At 46.5% G+C, this 17,325-nt stretch carries 17 protein-coding genes; 13 read left to right on the forward strand and 4 right to left on the reverse strand.

All coding sequences use genetic code 11. From position 1 onward, the window contains the following. Nucleotides 1-9 precede the first annotated feature (9 nt). Both MKY01_RS10545 and MKY01_RS10550 read left to right on the forward strand, forming a co-directional pair. Nucleotides 10-1,098 carry a DUF294 nucleotidyltransferase-like domain-containing protein gene (locus MKY01_RS10545; protein ID WP_282322002.1) on the forward strand — a complete coding sequence of 363 codons (1,089 nt, stop codon included), beginning with the start codon at nucleotides 10-12 and terminating at the stop codon, nucleotides 1,096-1,098. Next, complete coding sequence (locus MKY01_RS10550) at nucleotides 1,095-1,832, forward strand: exonuclease domain-containing protein (protein ID WP_017689374.1); 738 nt, start codon at nucleotides 1,095-1,097, stop codon at nucleotides 1,830-1,832. Before MKY01_RS10545 ends, MKY01_RS10550 begins: the two co-directional genes overlap by 4 nt. Here MKY01_RS10550 and MKY01_RS10555 read toward each other — a convergent pair. Beyond that, on the reverse strand, nucleotides 1,818-2,309 hold the full coding sequence (locus tag MKY01_RS10555; protein ID WP_282322001.1) for a Mov34/MPN/PAD-1 family protein: 492 nt from the start codon (nucleotides 2,307-2,309) through the stop codon (nucleotides 1,818-1,820). The two genes, MKY01_RS10550 and MKY01_RS10555, sit on opposite strands and share 15 nt — an antisense overlap. 226 nt (nucleotides 2,310-2,535) lie before the next feature. Here MKY01_RS10555 and MKY01_RS10560 point away from each other — a divergent pair, with 226 nt between their 5' ends. Continuing rightward, nucleotides 2,536-3,087 carry a TlpA disulfide reductase family protein gene (locus tag MKY01_RS10560; RefSeq protein WP_100529308.1) on the forward strand — a complete coding sequence of 184 codons (552 nt, stop codon included), beginning with the start codon at nucleotides 2,536-2,538 and terminating at the stop codon, nucleotides 3,085-3,087. 82 nt (nucleotides 3,088-3,169) lie between these two features. On the opposite strand, the gene cimA is transcribed toward MKY01_RS10560, so the two are convergent. Further along, a complete protein-coding gene (gene cimA, locus MKY01_RS10565; RefSeq protein WP_282322000.1) occupies nucleotides 3,170-4,789 on the reverse strand; it encodes a citramalate synthase in 1,620 nt (539 codons plus the stop codon). Nucleotides 4,790-5,320: 531 nt separating this feature from the next. On the opposite strand from cimA, the gene MKY01_RS10570 reads away from it, so the two are divergent. From MKY01_RS10570 to MKY01_RS10580, 3 genes are all read left to right on the forward strand, one after another. Beyond that, entirely contained in the window at nucleotides 5,321-6,622 is a 1,302-nt protein-coding gene (locus MKY01_RS10570; protein ID WP_076249898.1) for a DNA polymerase IV, read from the forward strand. Between the two features lie 116 nt (nucleotides 6,623-6,738). Next, complete coding sequence (locus MKY01_RS10575) at nucleotides 6,739-6,981, forward strand: ferredoxin (RefSeq protein ID WP_017689369.1); 243 nt, start codon at nucleotides 6,739-6,741, stop codon at nucleotides 6,979-6,981. A 216-nt stretch (nucleotides 6,982-7,197) separates the two neighbouring features. Beyond that, complete coding sequence (locus tag MKY01_RS10580) at nucleotides 7,198-8,640, forward strand: L,D-transpeptidase (RefSeq protein WP_282321999.1); 1,443 nt, start codon at nucleotides 7,198-7,200, stop codon at nucleotides 8,638-8,640. A gap of 42 nt (nucleotides 8,641-8,682) precedes the next feature. Here the strand turns inward: MKY01_RS10580 and MKY01_RS10585 are convergent, their stop codons facing one another. Continuing rightward, nucleotides 8,683-8,820, reverse strand: a complete 138-nt coding sequence (locus tag MKY01_RS10585; protein ID WP_017689367.1) for a hypothetical protein — start codon at nucleotides 8,818-8,820, stop codon at nucleotides 8,683-8,685. 255 nt (nucleotides 8,821-9,075) lie between these two features. Here MKY01_RS10585 and MKY01_RS10590 point away from each other — a divergent pair, with 255 nt between their 5' ends. From MKY01_RS10590 to MKY01_RS10600, 3 genes are all read left to right on the forward strand, one after another. Next, the gene (locus MKY01_RS10590; protein ID WP_339286393.1) at nucleotides 9,076-10,173 is read left to right on the forward strand and encodes a quinone-dependent dihydroorotate dehydrogenase; all 1,098 of its coding nucleotides are present in this window, start codon (nucleotides 9,076-9,078) and stop codon (nucleotides 10,171-10,173) included. Nucleotides 10,174-10,308: 135 nt separating this feature from the next. Then, entirely contained in the window at nucleotides 10,309-11,124 is an 816-nt protein-coding gene (locus MKY01_RS10595; RefSeq protein ID WP_036609636.1) for a GTP pyrophosphokinase family protein, read from the forward strand. Beyond that, a complete protein-coding gene (locus MKY01_RS10600) occupies nucleotides 11,111-11,593 on the forward strand; it encodes a DUF309 domain-containing protein (protein WP_074094460.1) in 483 nt (160 codons plus the stop codon). The genes MKY01_RS10595 and MKY01_RS10600 overlap by 14 nt, the downstream gene beginning before the upstream one ends. 217 nt (nucleotides 11,594-11,810) lie before the next feature. Here MKY01_RS10600 and MKY01_RS10605 read toward each other — a convergent pair whose 3' ends face one another. Beyond that, a complete protein-coding gene (locus MKY01_RS10605; RefSeq protein ID WP_047842389.1) occupies nucleotides 11,811-12,359 on the reverse strand; it encodes a thioredoxin family protein in 549 nt (182 codons plus the stop codon). A gap of 221 nt (nucleotides 12,360-12,580) precedes the next feature. Between MKY01_RS10605 and MKY01_RS10610 the strand changes: the two genes are divergently transcribed. The 4 genes from MKY01_RS10610 to MKY01_RS10625 all read left to right on the forward strand — a co-directional run bounded on the left by MKY01_RS10610 (nucleotide 12,581) and on the right by MKY01_RS10625 (nucleotide 17,304). After that, nucleotides 12,581-14,275, forward strand: coding sequence for an RsmB/NOP family class I SAM-dependent RNA methyltransferase (locus MKY01_RS10610; RefSeq protein ID WP_282321998.1), 1,695 nt, complete (start codon nucleotides 12,581-12,583; stop codon nucleotides 14,273-14,275). Further along, entirely contained in the window at nucleotides 14,272-15,018 is a 747-nt protein-coding gene (locus MKY01_RS10615; RefSeq protein WP_282321997.1) for a pseudouridine synthase, read from the forward strand. The genes MKY01_RS10610 and MKY01_RS10615 overlap by 4 nt, the downstream gene beginning before the upstream one ends. 345 nt (nucleotides 15,019-15,363) lie before the next feature. Then, nucleotides 15,364-16,167: a Cof-type HAD-IIB family hydrolase gene (locus MKY01_RS10620; protein ID WP_036670159.1), complete on the forward strand. Its 804-nt coding sequence runs from the start codon at nucleotides 15,364-15,366 to the stop codon at nucleotides 16,165-16,167. A 96-nt stretch (nucleotides 16,168-16,263) separates the two neighbouring features. Then, a complete protein-coding gene (locus tag MKY01_RS10625; RefSeq protein WP_339286394.1) occupies nucleotides 16,264-17,304 on the forward strand; it encodes a hypothetical protein in 1,041 nt (346 codons plus the stop codon). Nucleotides 17,305-17,325 lie beyond the last annotated feature (21 nt).

The raw sequence follows: 17,325 nt of genomic DNA on the forward strand, positions 1-17,325 counted from the left end.
AGGCTGGACATGATGGAACCCATCTCGTATACAAACTATTCCTGGTCTTATCAGGGAATCGATGGTGCGGTGTCTTCTCAAGAACTGCGCCAGGCACGTGTGATATTACAGAACGAGCTCCAGGAATTGTTGTCCGCTTCCTTGTCGCCGATCGAGTGGTACCAAACGGTAAATGAACTGCATGACCGGATTGCACGGAAAGCAGTAGAGTTATGCATTCAGGGGATGGTTGAGGAAGGCTTCGGCCAACCTCCCGTCCCCTATGCCTTTATCGTATTTGGCAGTTCCGGCAGGGAAGAAGCAACGTTATGGAGTGATCAGGATAATGGCATGATAATTAGCGATACTCCGCATGAAGGTAAAGAGGAATATTTTGCTCAGCTCGGACAGCGAATGACGGATATGTTGGAAGAGCTTGGTTACGCCAAATGCGAAGGCAAAGTCATGTGCTCTGAACCGCTCTGGAGAAAAACGCTGGCGTCATGGAAGCAACAATTAGCAGATTGGAGCTCGGATCTGAATTGGGAGCCCGTTCGTAATCTGATTATTGCTTCAGACATGCGTTTTGTTGCAGGTGAGCAAAGTCTGGCGGAGGAATGGATCACGAGTTTTTATGAACAGTTCAGACTGATTCCTGAACTTTCGGATGCGGTTCTTCGCAATACGGTTAAACATAAAGCTACATTAAATGTACTTGGACGTGTGGTCACAGAACGATTTGGTGAACATGCAGGCGGATTTGATGTCAAGTATGGTTTGTACATTCCGCTGGTGAACAGTGCTCGTTATTTGGCTTTGCAACATGGAATCAAGGAGTCATCTACGTTAAAAAGAATGGAGAGACTGACTTCACTTGAAGCTGTTCCATTTACATTACTGGATGCATGCCAGCGGGCCTTCTTTGCCGCTTTGAAATTTCGCCGAAGTACACCGGTTGTCATCCAAGGGGATTTGCAACATAGCAGTGGGTTCCTGGATGAGAAACAGATGAAACAAAAGCAAATTCATTATGAGCTCAGGGATACGCTCGGGTTGGTACGACGAGTGCATCGTGCTTTGCAAAGACAGTTGCGTTTTGCAGAAAGGAGACGTCCATGAGAGAGCCGGCAAGGGGCAATACAGGATTCTGGAATTCGCTGCGTCAGGGAGGGGTTCCTTCCGCCATCGCTTCCATTATGGGAGCCCCTACGGCGCAACACATGGCGTTTATCCGCTCTATGATGAGAGAACAGCGCAGACCTGAGGTTCTGCATACACCTCTAAATGAGTTGGACGCAGTTGTATTTGATCTGGAAACGACGGGATTTTCGCCCCAGCATGGGGATGAGATTATCTCATTTGGTGCGGTCCGTATACATGGTGGTGTGGTACTGGAAGGGGAGCAGTTCTACACGGTGGTGCAGTCCAAGACTGCGGTTCCGGAACATATTACTGAACTTACAGGTATTACACAGGAGATGACGTTGGACGCACCGACTTTGCTGGAAGGGCTGCATGATTTCATGTCTTTTGTAGGTGGAAATGTTCTGATTGCACACGCAAGTGCGCATGACCGAGCCTTTCTGAATGCAGCTCTGTGGCGGACTTCAAAGGTAAGGCTGACGCATCGTTTAATCGATACGATGATGTTGGCCCGCTGGCTTGAACCAAGCAGGCCGGGGTATGGTCTGGATGAATTGCTGGAATCCAGAGGGATTCCGATCTATGGACGTCACCATGCACTGGAAGATTCAAAAATGACTGCGCAGTTATGGTCCTGCTACTTGGAGGACATGACTCGTAAAAATGTGGAGACCTTGGGTGATCTGTATACCCAACTAAGTCACGCATAACGGAACGGGAAGCAGATTGTATGAAGGTACAACGCGTTGTGCCGGATCCTGCGATTCCTTCGAGGATTCAATCAGATAACCGTTCAGCTGCATATGAGATCGCAACCCGCTTGTTAGGTCAGGTGAGCCGATGAGGTACATCTGAAGTAAACCGGCGAAGGCCGGAAGAGCTTGCATGTCCTCTAAGGAAGGAACAGGCCTTGTCTGCGGATGAGAATGGAAGATACCGATGAGCTTGGGCTCGGAGAATACGCACCGAATCCATTCGGCATCGTCCAGAGTAAAATGGTGCAGCGGGTCAGGTGCTACGTTACGAATGGGCTGAAACCGACTGATTCGTATACCGCCCGCTGCGGTTTCACCCAGCATAACCCCGCAGGCTTCTTGTGGCAGCGAAAGGAACATGTGCTTTGACATCTCTTGTTCTACGGAAGAAGGGATGTAGAAGGCGTTTTGCTGCCCGTGAAGTGCTGCCATTTGTATTCACCCCTCTCTCTTTGGCTCCTGCTACGGCAGGAGTCCTTTTTCATTTTATTTTCTGTGATGCGGATTGTAAAATTTTAAAGGAAAAGGGTACAATAATAAAGAGAACATTTGGGAATCATGTTCTGGTGAACTATGATAGAGCGTGATAAACACTTAGCATGTGCAGAAATTACGGTTTCAGTTTCAATGTGCTAATTATATAAAAGGGTGGCGGGTTATGAAACGAAACATATACATACTCCTTGGTGTTGTCTTGCTGGTTGGTATTGCACTGGCCCAGAATGCGGGTGACGGCATTGCAGCCGTCTTTAAGCAGGAAGAACCGATGCCTACAGAGACGGGACCACGTGCGGGTCTTCTGGCACCTGCTTTTTCTCTGACAGCAATGGATGGAAAGACGTACAGTGTGGGCGGTGCCAAAGATAAGGCCACGTTCGTCAGTTTCTGGGCATCCTGGTGTGAGCCGTGTAAGCAGGAAGCTCCGGAGCTGAACAGAATGGCTGCCAAATACAAGGATAAGCTTGACATGTATGGGGTTAATGTAACGTCATACGATAAACTCAAAGATGCCAAAGCTTTTGTAGATGAGTACCAACTGACATTCCCTATTCCCTTGGATGAGAAGGGGACTGTGTATGCTCAATACAATGGGGTGGCTTTTCCAACGAATGTTCTGATTGACTCCAGAGGAGTTATACAGGAGATTGTTCTGGGCATATTGCCTGAGAAAGAGTTGGAACGTAAGATTAAAAAGTTAATTGCGAATTAATTTTCATGTAAACAAAGAAGCCTTTGCATCCATGAATCATGGGTACAGAGGCTTCTTTATATTTTCCGGGAAATAAGCGTTATTAGTGGTTGCTTATCCCATGAGCAGGAATAGGGAGTGTACCCGGCTCATCCTGCAATTTTTCTTGAAGCAAAGCATAGCGGAAACTGTGAACAAGCGCTTCCCAACTTGCTTCAATCACGTTCTCGGATACACCAACAGTGTTCCATGTGTTCTCCGTATTTTTGGATTCGATCAATACACGAACTTTGGCAGCTGTGGCATCCTTCTCATCCAGAACACGCACTTTGTAGTCCGACAGATGCATGTTGGCAAGTGAAGGGAAGTATTGCACCAGCGCTTTCCGAAGGGCGTTATCGAGTGCGTTAACCGGACCATTGCCCTCAGCAGCGGTATAAGCGCTTGTTCCAGCGATATTCACTTTGACAAAAGCTTCAGAAACAACGGATTTGCCTGCCGTTTTCTCCACAAGCATTTTGAATGATTCAAACGTGAACAATTCTTTCATATCACCGTTCGCTTCACGAATTAACAATTCAAGCGAAGCATCTGCACCTTCGAACTGGTAACCCTGATGTTCCAGGTCTTTGATCTTCTCAATAATCTGACGTGAATTGGCACTGCTTGGATCGAACTCAAGCCCCAGTTCCTGGGCTTTGGATACAATGTTACTTTGTCCGGCAAGTTCAGAGACCAGCACACGTTGTTTGTTACCAACCAGTTCAGGCACGATGTGTTCATAGGTACGTGAATCCCGCAGGATGGCAGAGACGTGAATTCCACCTTTATGAGCAAAAGCAGCATTGCCGACATAAGGCTGATTAATCGGCATATTCACATTGGCAATCTCGCTAACATAACGAGCCACGTTTGTAAGTTGTCTCATGGAATCTTCAGTAACGCATTCATAACCAAGTTTCAGTTGCAGGTTCGGGATAATGGATGCGAGATTGGCGTTACCGCAACGCTCTCCATAACCGTTCATCGTTCCTTGCACTTGACGGGCTCCGGCTTGTACAGCGCTGAGTGTGTTGGCCACAGCCAATTCACAATCATTATGTGTATGGATCCCGAGATGTGCATGAGGCAGGATTCTATGCAGTGTGGATACGATCTCGTGCACCTCGTTTGGCATCGTCCCGCCATTGGTATCACACATAACGAGCCAGTCCGCTCCAGCTTCGTGGGCCTTGGTCAAGACCGCTTGAGCATACTCCGGGTTATGTTTGAATCCGTCAAAGAAGTGTTCTGCATCAAAGATCACTTCCATTCCATTCTGTTTCAGATAGGCGATGGAATCATAGATCATGGACAAGTTTTCTTCCAATGTAGTCTGCAAAGCGGTGTGCACATGGAAGTCCCATGATTTACCGACCAAGGTTGCAGCCTGAGCACCAGATTCGATCATGCGCTTCAGGTTGGCGTCTTCACTAGCAACACTGCCTTTTCGGCGGGTACTGCCAAAAGCAACAACCTTTGCGTTCAGGTTTAATTCCTTGACTCTTTTGAAAAACTCAATGTCCTTGGTATTGCTGCCGGGAATTCCGCCTTCAATATAATGGACACCCAGGTCATCAAGCTTCTTGGCAATTTTGAGTTTGTCGTCTGCCGATAAGCTGACACCCTCCCCTTGTGTGCCGTCACGTAAAGTCGTATCGAAGATGGAAATGGCCTTTGACATGAAGATCCTCCTTTGAGATAAAGCGCTCTTTTAAAAGTTTGGATTTTAAGTTAGGAAAAGCTGTTAAGTACGTTAGTGGACGAATCCTTCGATTCGGCAACGCTACACTGTGTTAAACTCAATGCGCTGATTTGTCCTAAAGTCGTCAATTTGTATAATTAATTATTATAGCACCATTATAGCCAAATGCTACATAGAAATCGCAGTTTCATGTAACAATTAACGGATTTTAGAGAAAAAAGAAGGATGTTAATCATAATCCGGATGTATGTTATAATCTATTATTGAGTTTTAATTGGAATATATGGAAGAAAAGGAGGGTTAATTTTGACTTTTGTATGGGAAAATACGATTATTGCTCTGATCACATTGATACTTTTTGTGAGTGTAGGCTGGTTAATTATTCGGTCACTGATCAGATCTCGCAGAAAATAAATGCTCATGACTGAATTAACATAACGGGTTTGATATACTATAGAAGAAAGAAATTCGTTTCATTAATTAGTGTGCAAGAAAGGGCGGGGGTTCATGATGTCTTCAGGCGGCAATCCTCCAGCAAATGTGGATCAATATTACCCTGCAGCCGGACGGGTAATTCTGCATGTCGATATGAATGCTTTTTACTGCTCTGTACATGAAGCCGAGGAACCAGATTTATATAGAGGAAAAGCAACGGCCGTTGCGGGCAGCAGTGAACTGCGAAAGGGTGTAATTGTAACCTGCTCATATGCCGCTCGTAATCGAGGCATCTCAACAGGTATGGTTGTGCACCAAGCCATGAAAAAGTGCCCTGATCTCATTGTGATACGTCCTGATTTTCATTTATATCGTCAATATTCAAGAGCCTTCATGCAGATTGCGTATAGCTATACGCCTCAACTTGAGGCGACATCCATTGATGAATGTTATCTTGATATTACAGGTTCAAGGCAATTCGGGAATCCAATGGAGATTGCGGAGAGCATTCAGCGGAGAATCAAGGATGAATTGGGGCTGCCATGTTCCATAGGCATTGCGCCCAACAAATTACTGGCGAAAATGGCTTCGGATCTGAAAAAACCGAACGGTATCTCCATTTTACGCATGAGAGACGTACCCCGGATTCTTTGGCACAGACCATGCAACGAGATGTTTGGCATTGGCAAAAAAACGGCTGAAAAGTTAAAAAAACTGGGCATTGAAACGATTGGTCAATTGGCCAAGTCGGATGAGAACATGTTGACCGAACTATTTGGAGTTAATGGAGCATGGCTCAAAAATTCCGCGAATGGCATTAACCATTCCGCAGTTCACGCGGAACGGGAGGCCAATAAATCCATTGGGCATACAACCACTTTACCGGCGGATGTATCGGATATGAATGAGATTCATCGGGTGTTCCTCAATATAAGTGACCAGGTAGCCAGAAGGTTGCGCAAGCACGAAATGTTCAGCCAGGGTATTCAGATAACAATCCGGACACCGGATATGAAGACAATCACCCGATCACGTCTAATGGAAGTTCCTACGGAGGATGCAACGGTCATTTACCGTGAGGCCTGTAAACTATTTGAGAAGCATTGGGGTAGTGGCAAACCTGTACGCATGCTGGGTGTGACACTTCAAAACCTGATTCCAAGAGAAGAATCCGCTGTACAGATGGACTTGTTCGAATATGAGCAGAAGCCCAAGAAGGACAATCTGATTCGGATTATGGATCAGTTACGTGATAAATTTGGTGAGAATGCTGTTGTGACCGCAGGCATGCTTGGAGACGATCCTTCCGTGCTGCTTCGTAATCATAAAGTGCGCGGTACTTCCCTGCAAAAAGATAACTTGCAAAGTCTTGATTAAATAAGGGATAATAGAGACTTGTGGTTGCAAAATGTTTGTAATTATCCTTACTTTGTATTAATATGTTTCTAGATAAAAACACTGTACGTTTTGAATTTTAGGAGGAGAGAATGTAAATGAGTAAATATACTTGGGTTGAAAAAGACACATGTATCGCATGTGGCGCTTGTGGAGCAACAGCTCCAGACATCTACGATTATGATGATGAAGGTTTGGCTGAAGTTATCTTTGACGGCGATGCTAACCATGGTGTCAAAGCTATTCCAGACGACTTGTTTGACGATATGCAGGATGCATGCGATGGCTGCCCTACAGATTCAATCAAAGTAGCGGACGAGCCTTTCAATAAAGAAGGCTAAGTATTTCTCACATGAACATAGAGCACTTTCTTTTGTCTTAACGACAAAGGAAGGTGCTTTTTTGCATTCATTTAACTGTGATATCTGACTATGGATCAAGGACGAACATTGTCGCCCCCCCTTTTTTCCACCGGGTACTCAAGTCCTATGGATTCAACGCCTGGTTATGCCGATATATAATGATATACGGAAAAAGGCGAAATAGTGGAGGATCGGATGCAAAATACTCATCTAAGAACATATGTCAAGAAACATCCCGACAATAAAATGGCTTGGTACTTGCTCGGAAAGGAGTATTTGGGCGAAGGACAGGAGGCTAAAGCCAACTATTGCTTTCAGCAAGCGGGCGAGGTTTATGAGGCATTTGAACGCAGTAAAGCTCCTGCTGACATCTGGGTAGACTATCAGGAGAAACTGGTGGAGATGTCTGAGCAAAAGGAGAAAAAACAACGTAGACGCAAAATGTGGCTTACGTTGCTCATGCTGCTTGTGCTGGCAGGTCTGCCACCTGCGGACGCTCCGGGTTTCAGTCGGGAAGCGGCCGACGCACTGTCAGCAGCACTGGAATCCACAGATGACATCGAAGCGCCTGTAGAAGCGGATAAACAGGTTGGAACTGCATCCATTGCGCCAAGCAATGTGTTCACTGCTGCGGCATTTGGTGGAGGTAATCATGGCGAGGCTGCGCTCGCAGCTGCCTGGTCCGGGTCTGGCCCAAAAGTAGAGACCTCTGCTGTACTGGGCATGCAAACCTCGGATGACTGGTCTTTATGGAAACGAAATATGCCTGTGAAATACATAGTACAAACCAATACAAGCGGGAAATTAACTGCACAGAGTTATGATGCCAAGCAATGTAACTGTGAACCTCCTGAAATTACACCGAAAATCAAAAAGATGGCCTTGGCGTGGACCGCCAAGCAGGAAGCAGCTGCATCATTATCAAGTGCAATCGTTGCCTATCGCAAAAAAAATGATGCTTGGCCCAAGAGTGTAACACAAATGGCTCAGCCATTTCCGAACAATATTCTGGGAGAGACTGCGTCAGGGATGAGCGAGATGTTTCCGAAGCTGCTAGCTTTGCATCAAGGAAAGGCACAGGAAGGAAAGAACGATTCGAGTGGTAAAGAGAATGGTTCAACGACTTCGAATTCGTCTCAAGGCAAAAATGCCGCTTTTGCAGATACGCTGGGAGGTCAGCCTTTTTTGCAGGAACCGCTGGAGATTGTCATTGATAAGGATAAACATAAACTTGCATTAATCAGTGGGGATACCATTGTTCGTATGTATGATGTGGGACTTGGCGGTGATCGAACACCGGAGGGGTCATTTGTCATTACAGATAAAGTGGTCAATCCGAATGGACGCTCGAACGGGGAGTTCGGAAGCAGAGGTATGCAACTCTCGAATACAAATTATGCCATCCATGGGACCAACGAGCCAAACAGTATCGGACTGGATGAGTCCCTTGGATGTGTGAGAATGCGTACAGGAGATGTAGAAGAGTTATTCGCTCTTGCTCCGCAAGGCACTCCGGTACGCATTGGAGAAGATGTACTACCAGATCTGACGGTTGTTCCAGAAGCAAAGCAGCGTTATCAGCATACACTTGTTCCAAAGCAAAATAATCCGAACAAAACGTATCACTGGCTGAATTGATCTGCTTGATATGTAGAATCAGATGGATTCAGCCTGAATCATCTACATGTTGGCAATAATGATAAGAGCACCAATGATGATGATCAGGCCGCCTACACTGGCTGCTGTCCATGCAATGGCTTTGCGATTCACTTCTTCTTTCTTTTGCTGTAATGCAGGTGGTTTACGTTTGGGAGCCATGAGTTATTCCTCCTTATTTGGAATAGAACTGGTGTAGAGTAACCATGCTCTCATTGTAAAGAATTCAACTCGTCATTTCCAGTGGGCGGGTGGATTTCTTGTGAGCATTTTGTATTATTCGATTTGTGCTGTCTATGCGCAAACTACTTTCCTTTTTAATAAGAAACAGATAAACTTGTGAGTAGAGTGTTTTTTTACATATGAAAAGACGGACAACGGCTTTTTGTCGTACCGGACCAGAACGGAGTGAGTGATTTGTTATACAGAAGTCTTGCTAAACCTTTGTTGTTCAAAATGGACCCTGAACAGGCCCATCATCTGATTATTGGCGGCCTTAGTGGCGTGGGTAGCATCCGTCCGGTTCCTTCCGGACTGCGTGTGATGTACGGCGTTCGTGAAACGTCTGATCTGGCTGTTGACATGTTTGGGTGTCATTTCCCTACACCTGTTGGTCTGGCTGCGGGTCTGGACAAAAACGGGCAGGCCGTAACGGGCTTTTCTTCCATCGGATTTGGATTCATGGAAGTGGGAACCGTGACACCACTTGCACAACCTGGTAACGATCAACCACGGCTGTTCCGTTTGCCTCCAGATGAGGCGTTGGTGAACCGAATGGGCTTCAACAATCTTGGTGCGGAAGCCATGGCAGGTGAATTGGCACGTCTACAGGATCGGCGTATTCCAGTGGCTGTTAACATCGGCAAAAATAAGGCAACTTCTAATGAGGAAGCTCACCTGGACTATTCGAAGTGCATTCAGGCACTATACAATTATGCTGATCTATTCGTGGTTAATATCAGTTCACCAAATACACCGGATTTGCGTAATCTGCAACATGGGAATGAATTGAAGGAACTGCTCGCTACGGTTATGAACGAGATGAACGTGCAGCATGCACGAGCGGGCGGAGCGACCAAATCCGTTCTGGTGAAAATTGCACCGGATGTGAATGATCAGGAACTTGAATATATGGTTCGCACAATTGCAGACAGCGGTGTTGCTGGTATTATTGCAACGAACACAACCATCAGTCGTACAGGACTTTCCCACCAACATGCGAAGGAAACAGGCGGTCTGAGCGGTAAACCTCTACGTGATCGTTCGACGGAGATTATTCGCCAGATCTATCGCCAGACCGAAGGCAAACTTCCGATTATCGGTTCAGGTGGCATTTTCACAAGTGAGGATGCTTACGAGAAAATTAAAGCCGGAGCAAGTCTGGTCGAAATATATACAGCATTGATCTACGAAGGACCTGAGGTGAATCGGCGTATTCATGCCGGACTGCGTGAGTTACTGCGCAAGGACGGTTATCGTCATATCTCCGAAGCGGTTGGTGCGGAGCATCGTTAAGAAGGAATGTGAATCCCCGGAATGAAAATATAGAAGCATGGGAAGAGCGTAAAATGGTTCGGGACTCTTCCCCCCACCAAACATCATGTATAATGGAATAGAACAGGGGACGCTATAGAGACAGGAGGCATAAGCATGGACGGTAGAGACTGGGGTACATTTTTACTTCCTTATGAACAAGCGGTAGAGGAATTGAAAGTCAAGTTTAAGACAATGCGAGCGGAACTGAAGAAACGGGAAGAGTATGCCCCGATTGAATTCGTTACCGGTCGTGTCAAAAAAATATCCAGTATTCTGGAGAAATCCAGACGACTGAATGTGTCGCTTGATGACGTGGAAACAGGCATTGAGGATATTGCAGGTATCCGCATTATGTGCCAGTTCGTGGATGATATCCGTCGGGTTGCCGAGTATATTCGAGGCCGTAAGGATCTCACGGTACTCATTGAGAAAGATTACATTACGAATTTCAAAGAGAGCGGCTACCGAAGCTTCCATATGATTATTGAGTATCCCGTTCAGACGGCTCTGGGACAAAAGAAAGTTTTGGCCGAGATACAGATCCGGACACTTGCCATGAATTTCTGGGCTACCATTGAACATTCGCTGAGTTACAAGTTTCGCGAAGGGTTACCTGATGAGATGAGAACCAGGCTGAAAAAAACGGCTGAGGCCGCGTTTATACTGGACAACGAGATGTCTGCGATTCGTCTACAGATTTTGGAGGCGCAGAAGGCATTTGAGGATGATTCCAATATCGTGTCAAGAACATTGAATATCATTCATCAATTATACTTCTACCACCTTGTCAGTGAAGCAATTGAAGCACAGAAGCGATTTAACGATTACTGGGAACGGCATGATATGGAAGGGCTCAAAGACTTGCTGGATGACGTGAAGAAACTTCTGAACAACGCCAGAAAGGGCGAAAACCCGGATGAGCATCTATGAGCCACTGTACGTTGACTACTTAATCTACTTCAATCGGGATCAGGATTATTTCGAGTGTCATGAGGTGTTGGAAGAATTGTGGCTGGAACGTAACCGGGATTCTCTCTATAAAGGGTTGTTGCAAATTGCAGTTGGTTTATACCACTTCAGGAATGGCAATCTCCGCGGAGGAACGATGATGTTACAGAGCTCACTTGATCTTCTGGAACCTTATCCTGCTACGATTCTGGGCATTGACCTAGGGGCTTTGGTACGGGATGTACAGGAAATCGTGAAGCAACTGTCCCAATCAGATGTTCAGTCTGTAACTTACAGGGATTTGTCCATACGAATTGTTGATGAGGTCTTAGAACAAGAGATATCTAGAAGATCGCTTGAGCTAAAACCAAATATTCCGCAACGCCGGAGTCCTACCAGAGGGCGAATATACGAAGAGAAGATGAAGGCGATGGATCAGAGTAAAAGTTGAACCGTAATCATGCTAACATTCAAATGAGCATCCCATGGATATGAAGTTCCATGTATATGAAACACCCCGACGATTCCTGTAAAGGGAAAGATCGGGGTGTTTTTGAATGTTGCGTCATATTCAGATGATTGCAGGTGGCATAGCCTGTCCTTCAACAGAACAGTTTCTGGTGATACAAGTGCCTGATTGTAGATACTTTTGGGAACGGATCTAGCAGTTAGCTTGCCGAAGGAGCGGCACTGCCTTTATATTTTTGGAAAAATTGTTTGTAATCATCCAGCGTGTAGCCCTGGTCACTACCATTCTCTTGCAGTCCGCCAACCATACGGTCTTTCTCGACACCAGCCTCATAATAGACGAGTGTAGGCGTGAACTCGATATTGTAATCGGTCCATCCTGCTTCGAATTCACGCAGATTGAACTGTGGAAGCTCAATACCTTCACTGTCAACCAGTGGCATCAACTGAGGTGTTGTGGCACGGCAGTGCGAGCAATCGGAAGCAAAGAAATAAACAAAAAAGCTGTCTTTGTTATCGATTTTGGCTTTGAGATCAGTGGGTACAATAATTTGTTGATAGTTGGGATCACTAAGTAGCTCCCGTGTAGCTGGATTAAGCTTGGAAGCAGCGATGCCATAAGCATTTTCCACTGAATCCATCTGTTTCTTGGATTGCTGGTCTACGACAACCAGTGCTGCAATCATAATGATTAAAATACCCAGGAAAATAAGGATCGCAGCACTTTTCTTTTTCTTCTTGGATTTCATTGGACATCCCCCATCGATCATATCGAAATATAGTTTGGGCAAAAATAAAGGTTGGGATAATATGCATAAACACCCGAATTTTTGCTCAGGAATCAATCTACTTGCCATTATACTACATTACACGCTGTAGTGGAATAGATACGATATGATAGGAAAGCAAAGCTTGGATATGATAAAATAAAACGATATTGCAATCTTACCAAGACAGGATGAGTGGGAATATGGGTGTAAAGTTACCTTTGATATTTGCTGAGCGAATGAAAAGTTTGCTGGGTGATGAGTTTGAACAATTTATGAAATCTTATGAACAGTCTCCTCATGCGGGACTGAGAGTGAATACGCTAAAAATATCGATGGAACAATTCGTTGAGATTGCTCCGTTTGATCTAAGACCTATTCCGTGGTGTGAGACAGGATTCTATGTACCTCATGGTGTTAAACCGGGGCTGCACCCTTATTATCATGCAGGCTTGTATTATATACAGGAACCAAGTGCAATGGCTCCAGTTGAATTATTGCAGGTGGAGCCTGGAGATCGCGTGCTAGATCTATGTGCTGCTCCGGGAGGAAAAACGACACAGATTGCTGCAAAGCTGCAAGGCAAGGGTGTACTTGTCACGAACGATATCCATGCTGAACGCACCAAAGCGCTGGCCAAGAACGTGGAATTGTACGGGGTGCGTAACGCGGTTGTTTTGAATGAGTCGCCAGAGCGGATCGCAAATGCATTTCCTCATTATTTTGACAAAGTATTAATTGATGCGCCTTGCTCAGGTGAAGGCATGTTCCGCAAGGATGAAGACATGGTGAAATCGTGGGAACATCATTCGGTGGAAAAATGTGTGCTCATGCAGCGGGATATCTTGGAGACTGCGGCACGGTTGCTGGCCCCGGGAGGAACCATCGTGTACTCGACATGTACCTTTGCGCCGGAGGAAAACGAAGCAATGATTGCGGAGTTTCTGAATGTAAACCATGATTTCGTTGTCAGGGACATTCCTGAAGAAAAAGGATTCGCTCCAGGACGTCCGGAATGGGTACGTCAGATGATGCCGGAGAAGGCAGAAGAGACGGAAGCTGTACTGGATCAAACGCGTGGCACCGCAAGATTGTGGCCTCACCTTTTGGAAGGAGAGGGACATTATGTCGCTGTGTTGCAGCATTGTGCAGGGCAAGAATTAGAAACAGATCAACCTGGAGTAGTTAAAGAAGGAGCAATGGAGTATGGACAGGTCGTGGATGTGTCCAGGATTGAAGCAGAGGGGAACAAGGATCACTCTATTGCTGCTTCTTCAATTGCTATGACCAAGGCTGATCGTAAAAAGGAACGTTTATTGCGAATCGAATCCCGAGAGTCCCATGGCAAACAGGCTGGCGGCAAGAATTCGGGTAAACAGGGCAAAAAAGGTAAAGATCACGGTGGTCGTAAATCGGAACGGGGTCATGGACGCGGAGCTGATTCGGCAAGTATTGATCCGGTTGCGATCTACAGTCAGTTTATGAAAGAACAATTGGAGATTGAGTTAACTGGAGAGACGGTATGTTATGGAGATCGGGTGTATCAATCATCGGTTGGTGCAGCTCGATTGGAGGGACTGAAAGTCATTCGTCCAGGCTGGTTTATGGGAACGATCAAGAATGGACGATTTGTTCCGTCCCATCCGCTTGCGTGTGCTCTGAATGCATCTGAAGCACGGCGAAGCGTAAATCTGTCATCCGCTGATGGCGAAGCCGTGAGATACCTCAAGGGCGAAACGTTAAATATTGAAGAAGAACGAGTGGTGCTCAAGGCGGATACGTTTGCCAAAGGGTACGTTCTTGTATGTGTAGATGGTTATGCCGCTGGCTGGGGAAAATGGCTTGATGGTGTACTGAAGAATGAATATCCGGCAGGCTGGAGGTGGACATCGGTATGAGTGGAAAAGGCAAACAAACGTTGCGTCTGGACAAAATATTAAGCCATATGGGTGTGGGAACACGAAGTGAACTCAAAAAGATGGTGAAACAAGGCAGAATCCATGTGGACGGCAAAGCGGTGAAAGACAGTGGTGTACAGGTGAATCCCGAGGTCAACGTCATTGAAGCTGATGGGGAGCGGATTGTGTATCGGGAGATGATCTATCTGATGCTGCATAAACCTCCGGGTGTTGTGTCTGCTACCGAGGATAACAGAGATAAGACGGTACTGGATCTGCTGCGCAAAGAGGATCGGGTGTTCAATCCTTTTCCTGTGGGACGACTGGATAAGGATACGGAGGGACTGCTCATTCTTACGAATGACGGTCCACTTGCCCATGATCTGTTATCTCCACGCAAGCATGTGCCCAAAACCTATGAAGCCCGTGTTCTGGGAAACGTGGATGAAGCGGATGTGCAACGTTTCAATGCGGGCATTCAATTGGATGACGGGTACGAGACGCTGCCGGCCGAACTGACTATACTTGGTCAGGAAGAAACGGAAGAAGGCACGGTCTCGTCGATCTCGCTTATTATTCACGAAGGGAAGTTTCACCAAGTGAAACGTATGTTTCAGGCGGTAGGCAAGCGTGTGGTCTATCTGAAACGCGTAGCCATGGGTGAGCTGGAACTAGCTTCCGATCTTGCGATCGGAAGCTATCGTGAACTAACCGCAGATGAGTTGAGCCTTCTGCGGAAGTAAAAGCTCCCGACCTTCGCGAAGCGGAGCAGGGAGTCGTGGAGGGAAGCGAAGCCCCGATACTAAACGCCGAAGGCGGAAAAAGCTCCCGATCTTCACGAAGTGAAGCAGGGAGCCGGGCAGAGAGCGAAGCCCTGCCTGTAATGGTCCCGGTTAAGCTTGGGTGGGACCGCCGCTGACCAGCGGTGTGCCCGGCAACAAGCGTTCCGACGACAACCGTGACATAGCAAGACCCGACCTAACACCGGTGAGCAAGACGGGAGTCCAGAGGGCAGAGCCCTCTGGGGCCCTCCCTCGGAAGGGAGGGTTTGGGTGGGTACGACTACTAACAGATGAGGATGAAGCCAGATGACTTATAAATTAATTGCACTTGATGTAGATGGAACATTGCTGAATGATCATCATGAACTTACCGAATGGACTCAGGAGACCTTGATCCAAGCTTCCCGTCAGGGAGCAGAGATTGTCCTGTGTTCAGGTAGAGGTCCTGCCAACACGATTCCTTTTATGGAGCAGATGGGACTGGATGGATATGTGATTACGCATAACGGCGCCGTTACCGCGCAAGTCGATACCCGTGAGGTAGTTCATCATTTTGCATTAGATGGACAAGGACTGGAGCCGATCATATCCTACTGTCGAACCAATGGAGTACATTTTGACATCAATACGGCATTTGGTCTGTATGTGGATCAACCGGAAGGTTTGGGGTTGCAGGTGCGTGAGATGTATTACAACTTTATGGCCGAGCCACTGAAATTACCCAAGTGGGTTGACATGACAGAACCGCTGGCGAAGTTCACTGCATTTGGTCCGATTGAACAGATGGATGCAGTACTTCAGGAATGGTCTACTTGGAATCTGCCTTATTATATGACACGGAGTGGTGACTTTTTTATTGATCTGATGCATCCCGAAGCGTCCAAAGGCGCTGCGCTTAAAAGGCTTGCCGAATCGAAAGGAATCATGCCTTCGGAGATTATGGCGATTGGTAACTACTTCAATGATATTACGATGCTGACTTTTGCGGGAAAAGGCATTGCCATGGATAACTCACCGGACGAGGTGAAAGCTGCTGCGGACGAGGTTACACTCTCCAATAACGAGCAGGGTGTGGCACACGCAATCCAAAAATATGTGTTATCAGTCTAACCCTACATCCTATACTTAAAATGCACGCTTTCCTCATAATCTACCGTCCTCGGGGCATCCTAAGAGAATAACGTTAGGAATGGAGGAGGACACGTGATGAAATATGATGTGGAATTGGTTGCAGACCTGCGGACATCAGGTGGAGAAGTACAGGACGTGATGGTCAATGGTCAATATGCAGGATCACTTTTCCTTGTGTACAGAGAAGGAGATCGTTTATCTGGTAGTCTTCAGATCGAGCAGGAGTCTCTGCCAGATGATACAGAGGAATTTATCGTGGAAAAAGTGCATGCCTATGTCCGATCTCTTGCAGATGCGTTGGAAGCTGCGTATTATGAAGTGCTGGTTAGTTGTGGCTCATTACATACGGTTCTGCATATGCCTGAGTCAGAGACAATGTGGCCTTCTGAAGAGATGAATCATGACGAAGGCAGCTATGACGATATAGGTAGCAGTGGAAGTAAGGTAATCCCTGTTTCACAAGCCGAATCGTTTACATATGAAGATCGGGATCAGGTTCTGGAGATGGAAATGGTAAGCGCAGGACGCAGCATATCGACGTATATATTCAATGATGTCGAAGGGCAGGAACTTGCAGAAGCTTCCTTAAAACAATATGGCGCTGATGTACAAGGTGAAATACACTGGTATGACGAGCCGGAAGAGAATCAATTGGAAGCTGCGGCAGAGTTGCTGGTCAGAGAGCTGGATGAAGATATCATCGATACGATTACGATCCGCATGTGGCATCAGGGCAACGAACTCGAAACGTTAGAGTGGGTACATCGCGATTTCTCCGAGGAATTTGAGGATACCGATGAATCGGATCTGGATGAGCTTGAAGCTGCTGAAGAAACATGTTATGTCATGCTAAAGCGTAAGGATCGGGAGTTCCGGGTATATGAGCTGTTTCTTCAGGAACGAGGTGGATTGCCTGTGGGAACAGCAACTATAGACACTTCTCATTCCGATCTGACGGGATACATTGATTACGAGGTTCCTGGTACCAGCATTCAGCGAAAGAGCCTAGTCGAAGTGTTGATGCAGGAGTTGGACAAGGAAATGGAGTTTGACACCTTGCACCTGACGATGTTGTATCGAAATCAGATTATTGATGAAGCCAGAATAGATGGGTAAAGGGCAACCGCCTTTTACCTT

It is taken from the genome of Paenibacillus sp. FSL R5-0486 (assembly GCF_037975155.1).
Classification (GTDB): Bacteria; Bacillota; Bacilli; order Paenibacillales; family Paenibacillaceae; genus Paenibacillus; species Paenibacillus amylolyticus.

Bases quoted from the DNA above. Each gene is read 5' to 3' on its own strand.
- MKY01_RS10620 (WP_036670159.1), top strand. From the start codon at position 15,364: ATGACTTATAAATTAATTGCACTTGATGTAGATGGAACATTGCTGAAT.
- cimA (WP_282322000.1), bottom strand. From the start codon at position 4,789: ATGTCAAAGGCCATTTCCATCTTCGATACGACTTTACGTGACGGCACA.
- MKY01_RS10615 (WP_282321997.1), top strand. From the start codon at position 14,272: ATGAGTGGAAAAGGCAAACAAACGTTGCGTCTGGACAAAATATTAAGC.
- MKY01_RS10595 (WP_036609636.1), top strand. From the start codon at position 10,309: ATGGACGGTAGAGACTGGGGTACATTTTTACTTCCTTATGAACAAGCG.
- MKY01_RS10605 (WP_047842389.1), bottom strand. From the start codon at position 12,359: ATGAAATCCAAGAAGAAAAAGAAAAGTGCTGCGATCCTTATTTTCCTG.
- MKY01_RS10560 (WP_100529308.1), top strand. From the start codon at position 2,536: ATGAAACGAAACATATACATACTCCTTGGTGTTGTCTTGCTGGTTGGT.
- MKY01_RS10575 (WP_017689369.1), top strand. From the start codon at position 6,739: ATGAGTAAATATACTTGGGTTGAAAAAGACACATGTATCGCATGTGGC.
- MKY01_RS10585 (WP_017689367.1), bottom strand. From the start codon at position 8,820: ATGGCTCCCAAACGTAAACCACCTGCATTACAGCAAAAGAAAGAAGAA.
- MKY01_RS10570 (WP_076249898.1), top strand. From the start codon at position 5,321: ATGTCTTCAGGCGGCAATCCTCCAGCAAATGTGGATCAATATTACCCT.
- MKY01_RS10600 (WP_074094460.1), top strand. From the start codon at position 11,111: ATGAGCATCTATGAGCCACTGTACGTTGACTACTTAATCTACTTCAAT.
- MKY01_RS10610 (WP_282321998.1), top strand. From the start codon at position 12,581: ATGGGTGTAAAGTTACCTTTGATATTTGCTGAGCGAATGAAAAGTTTG.
- MKY01_RS10625 (WP_339286394.1), top strand. From the start codon at position 16,264: ATGAAATATGATGTGGAATTGGTTGCAGACCTGCGGACATCAGGTGGA.
- MKY01_RS10550 (WP_017689374.1), top strand. From the start codon at position 1,095: ATGAGAGAGCCGGCAAGGGGCAATACAGGATTCTGGAATTCGCTGCGT.
- MKY01_RS10580 (WP_282321999.1), top strand. From the start codon at position 7,198: ATGCAAAATACTCATCTAAGAACATATGTCAAGAAACATCCCGACAAT.
- MKY01_RS10545 (WP_282322002.1), top strand. From the start codon at position 10: ATGATGGAACCCATCTCGTATACAAACTATTCCTGGTCTTATCAGGGA.
- MKY01_RS10555 (WP_282322001.1), bottom strand. From the start codon at position 2,309: ATGGCAGCACTTCACGGGCAGCAAAACGCCTTCTACATCCCTTCTTCC.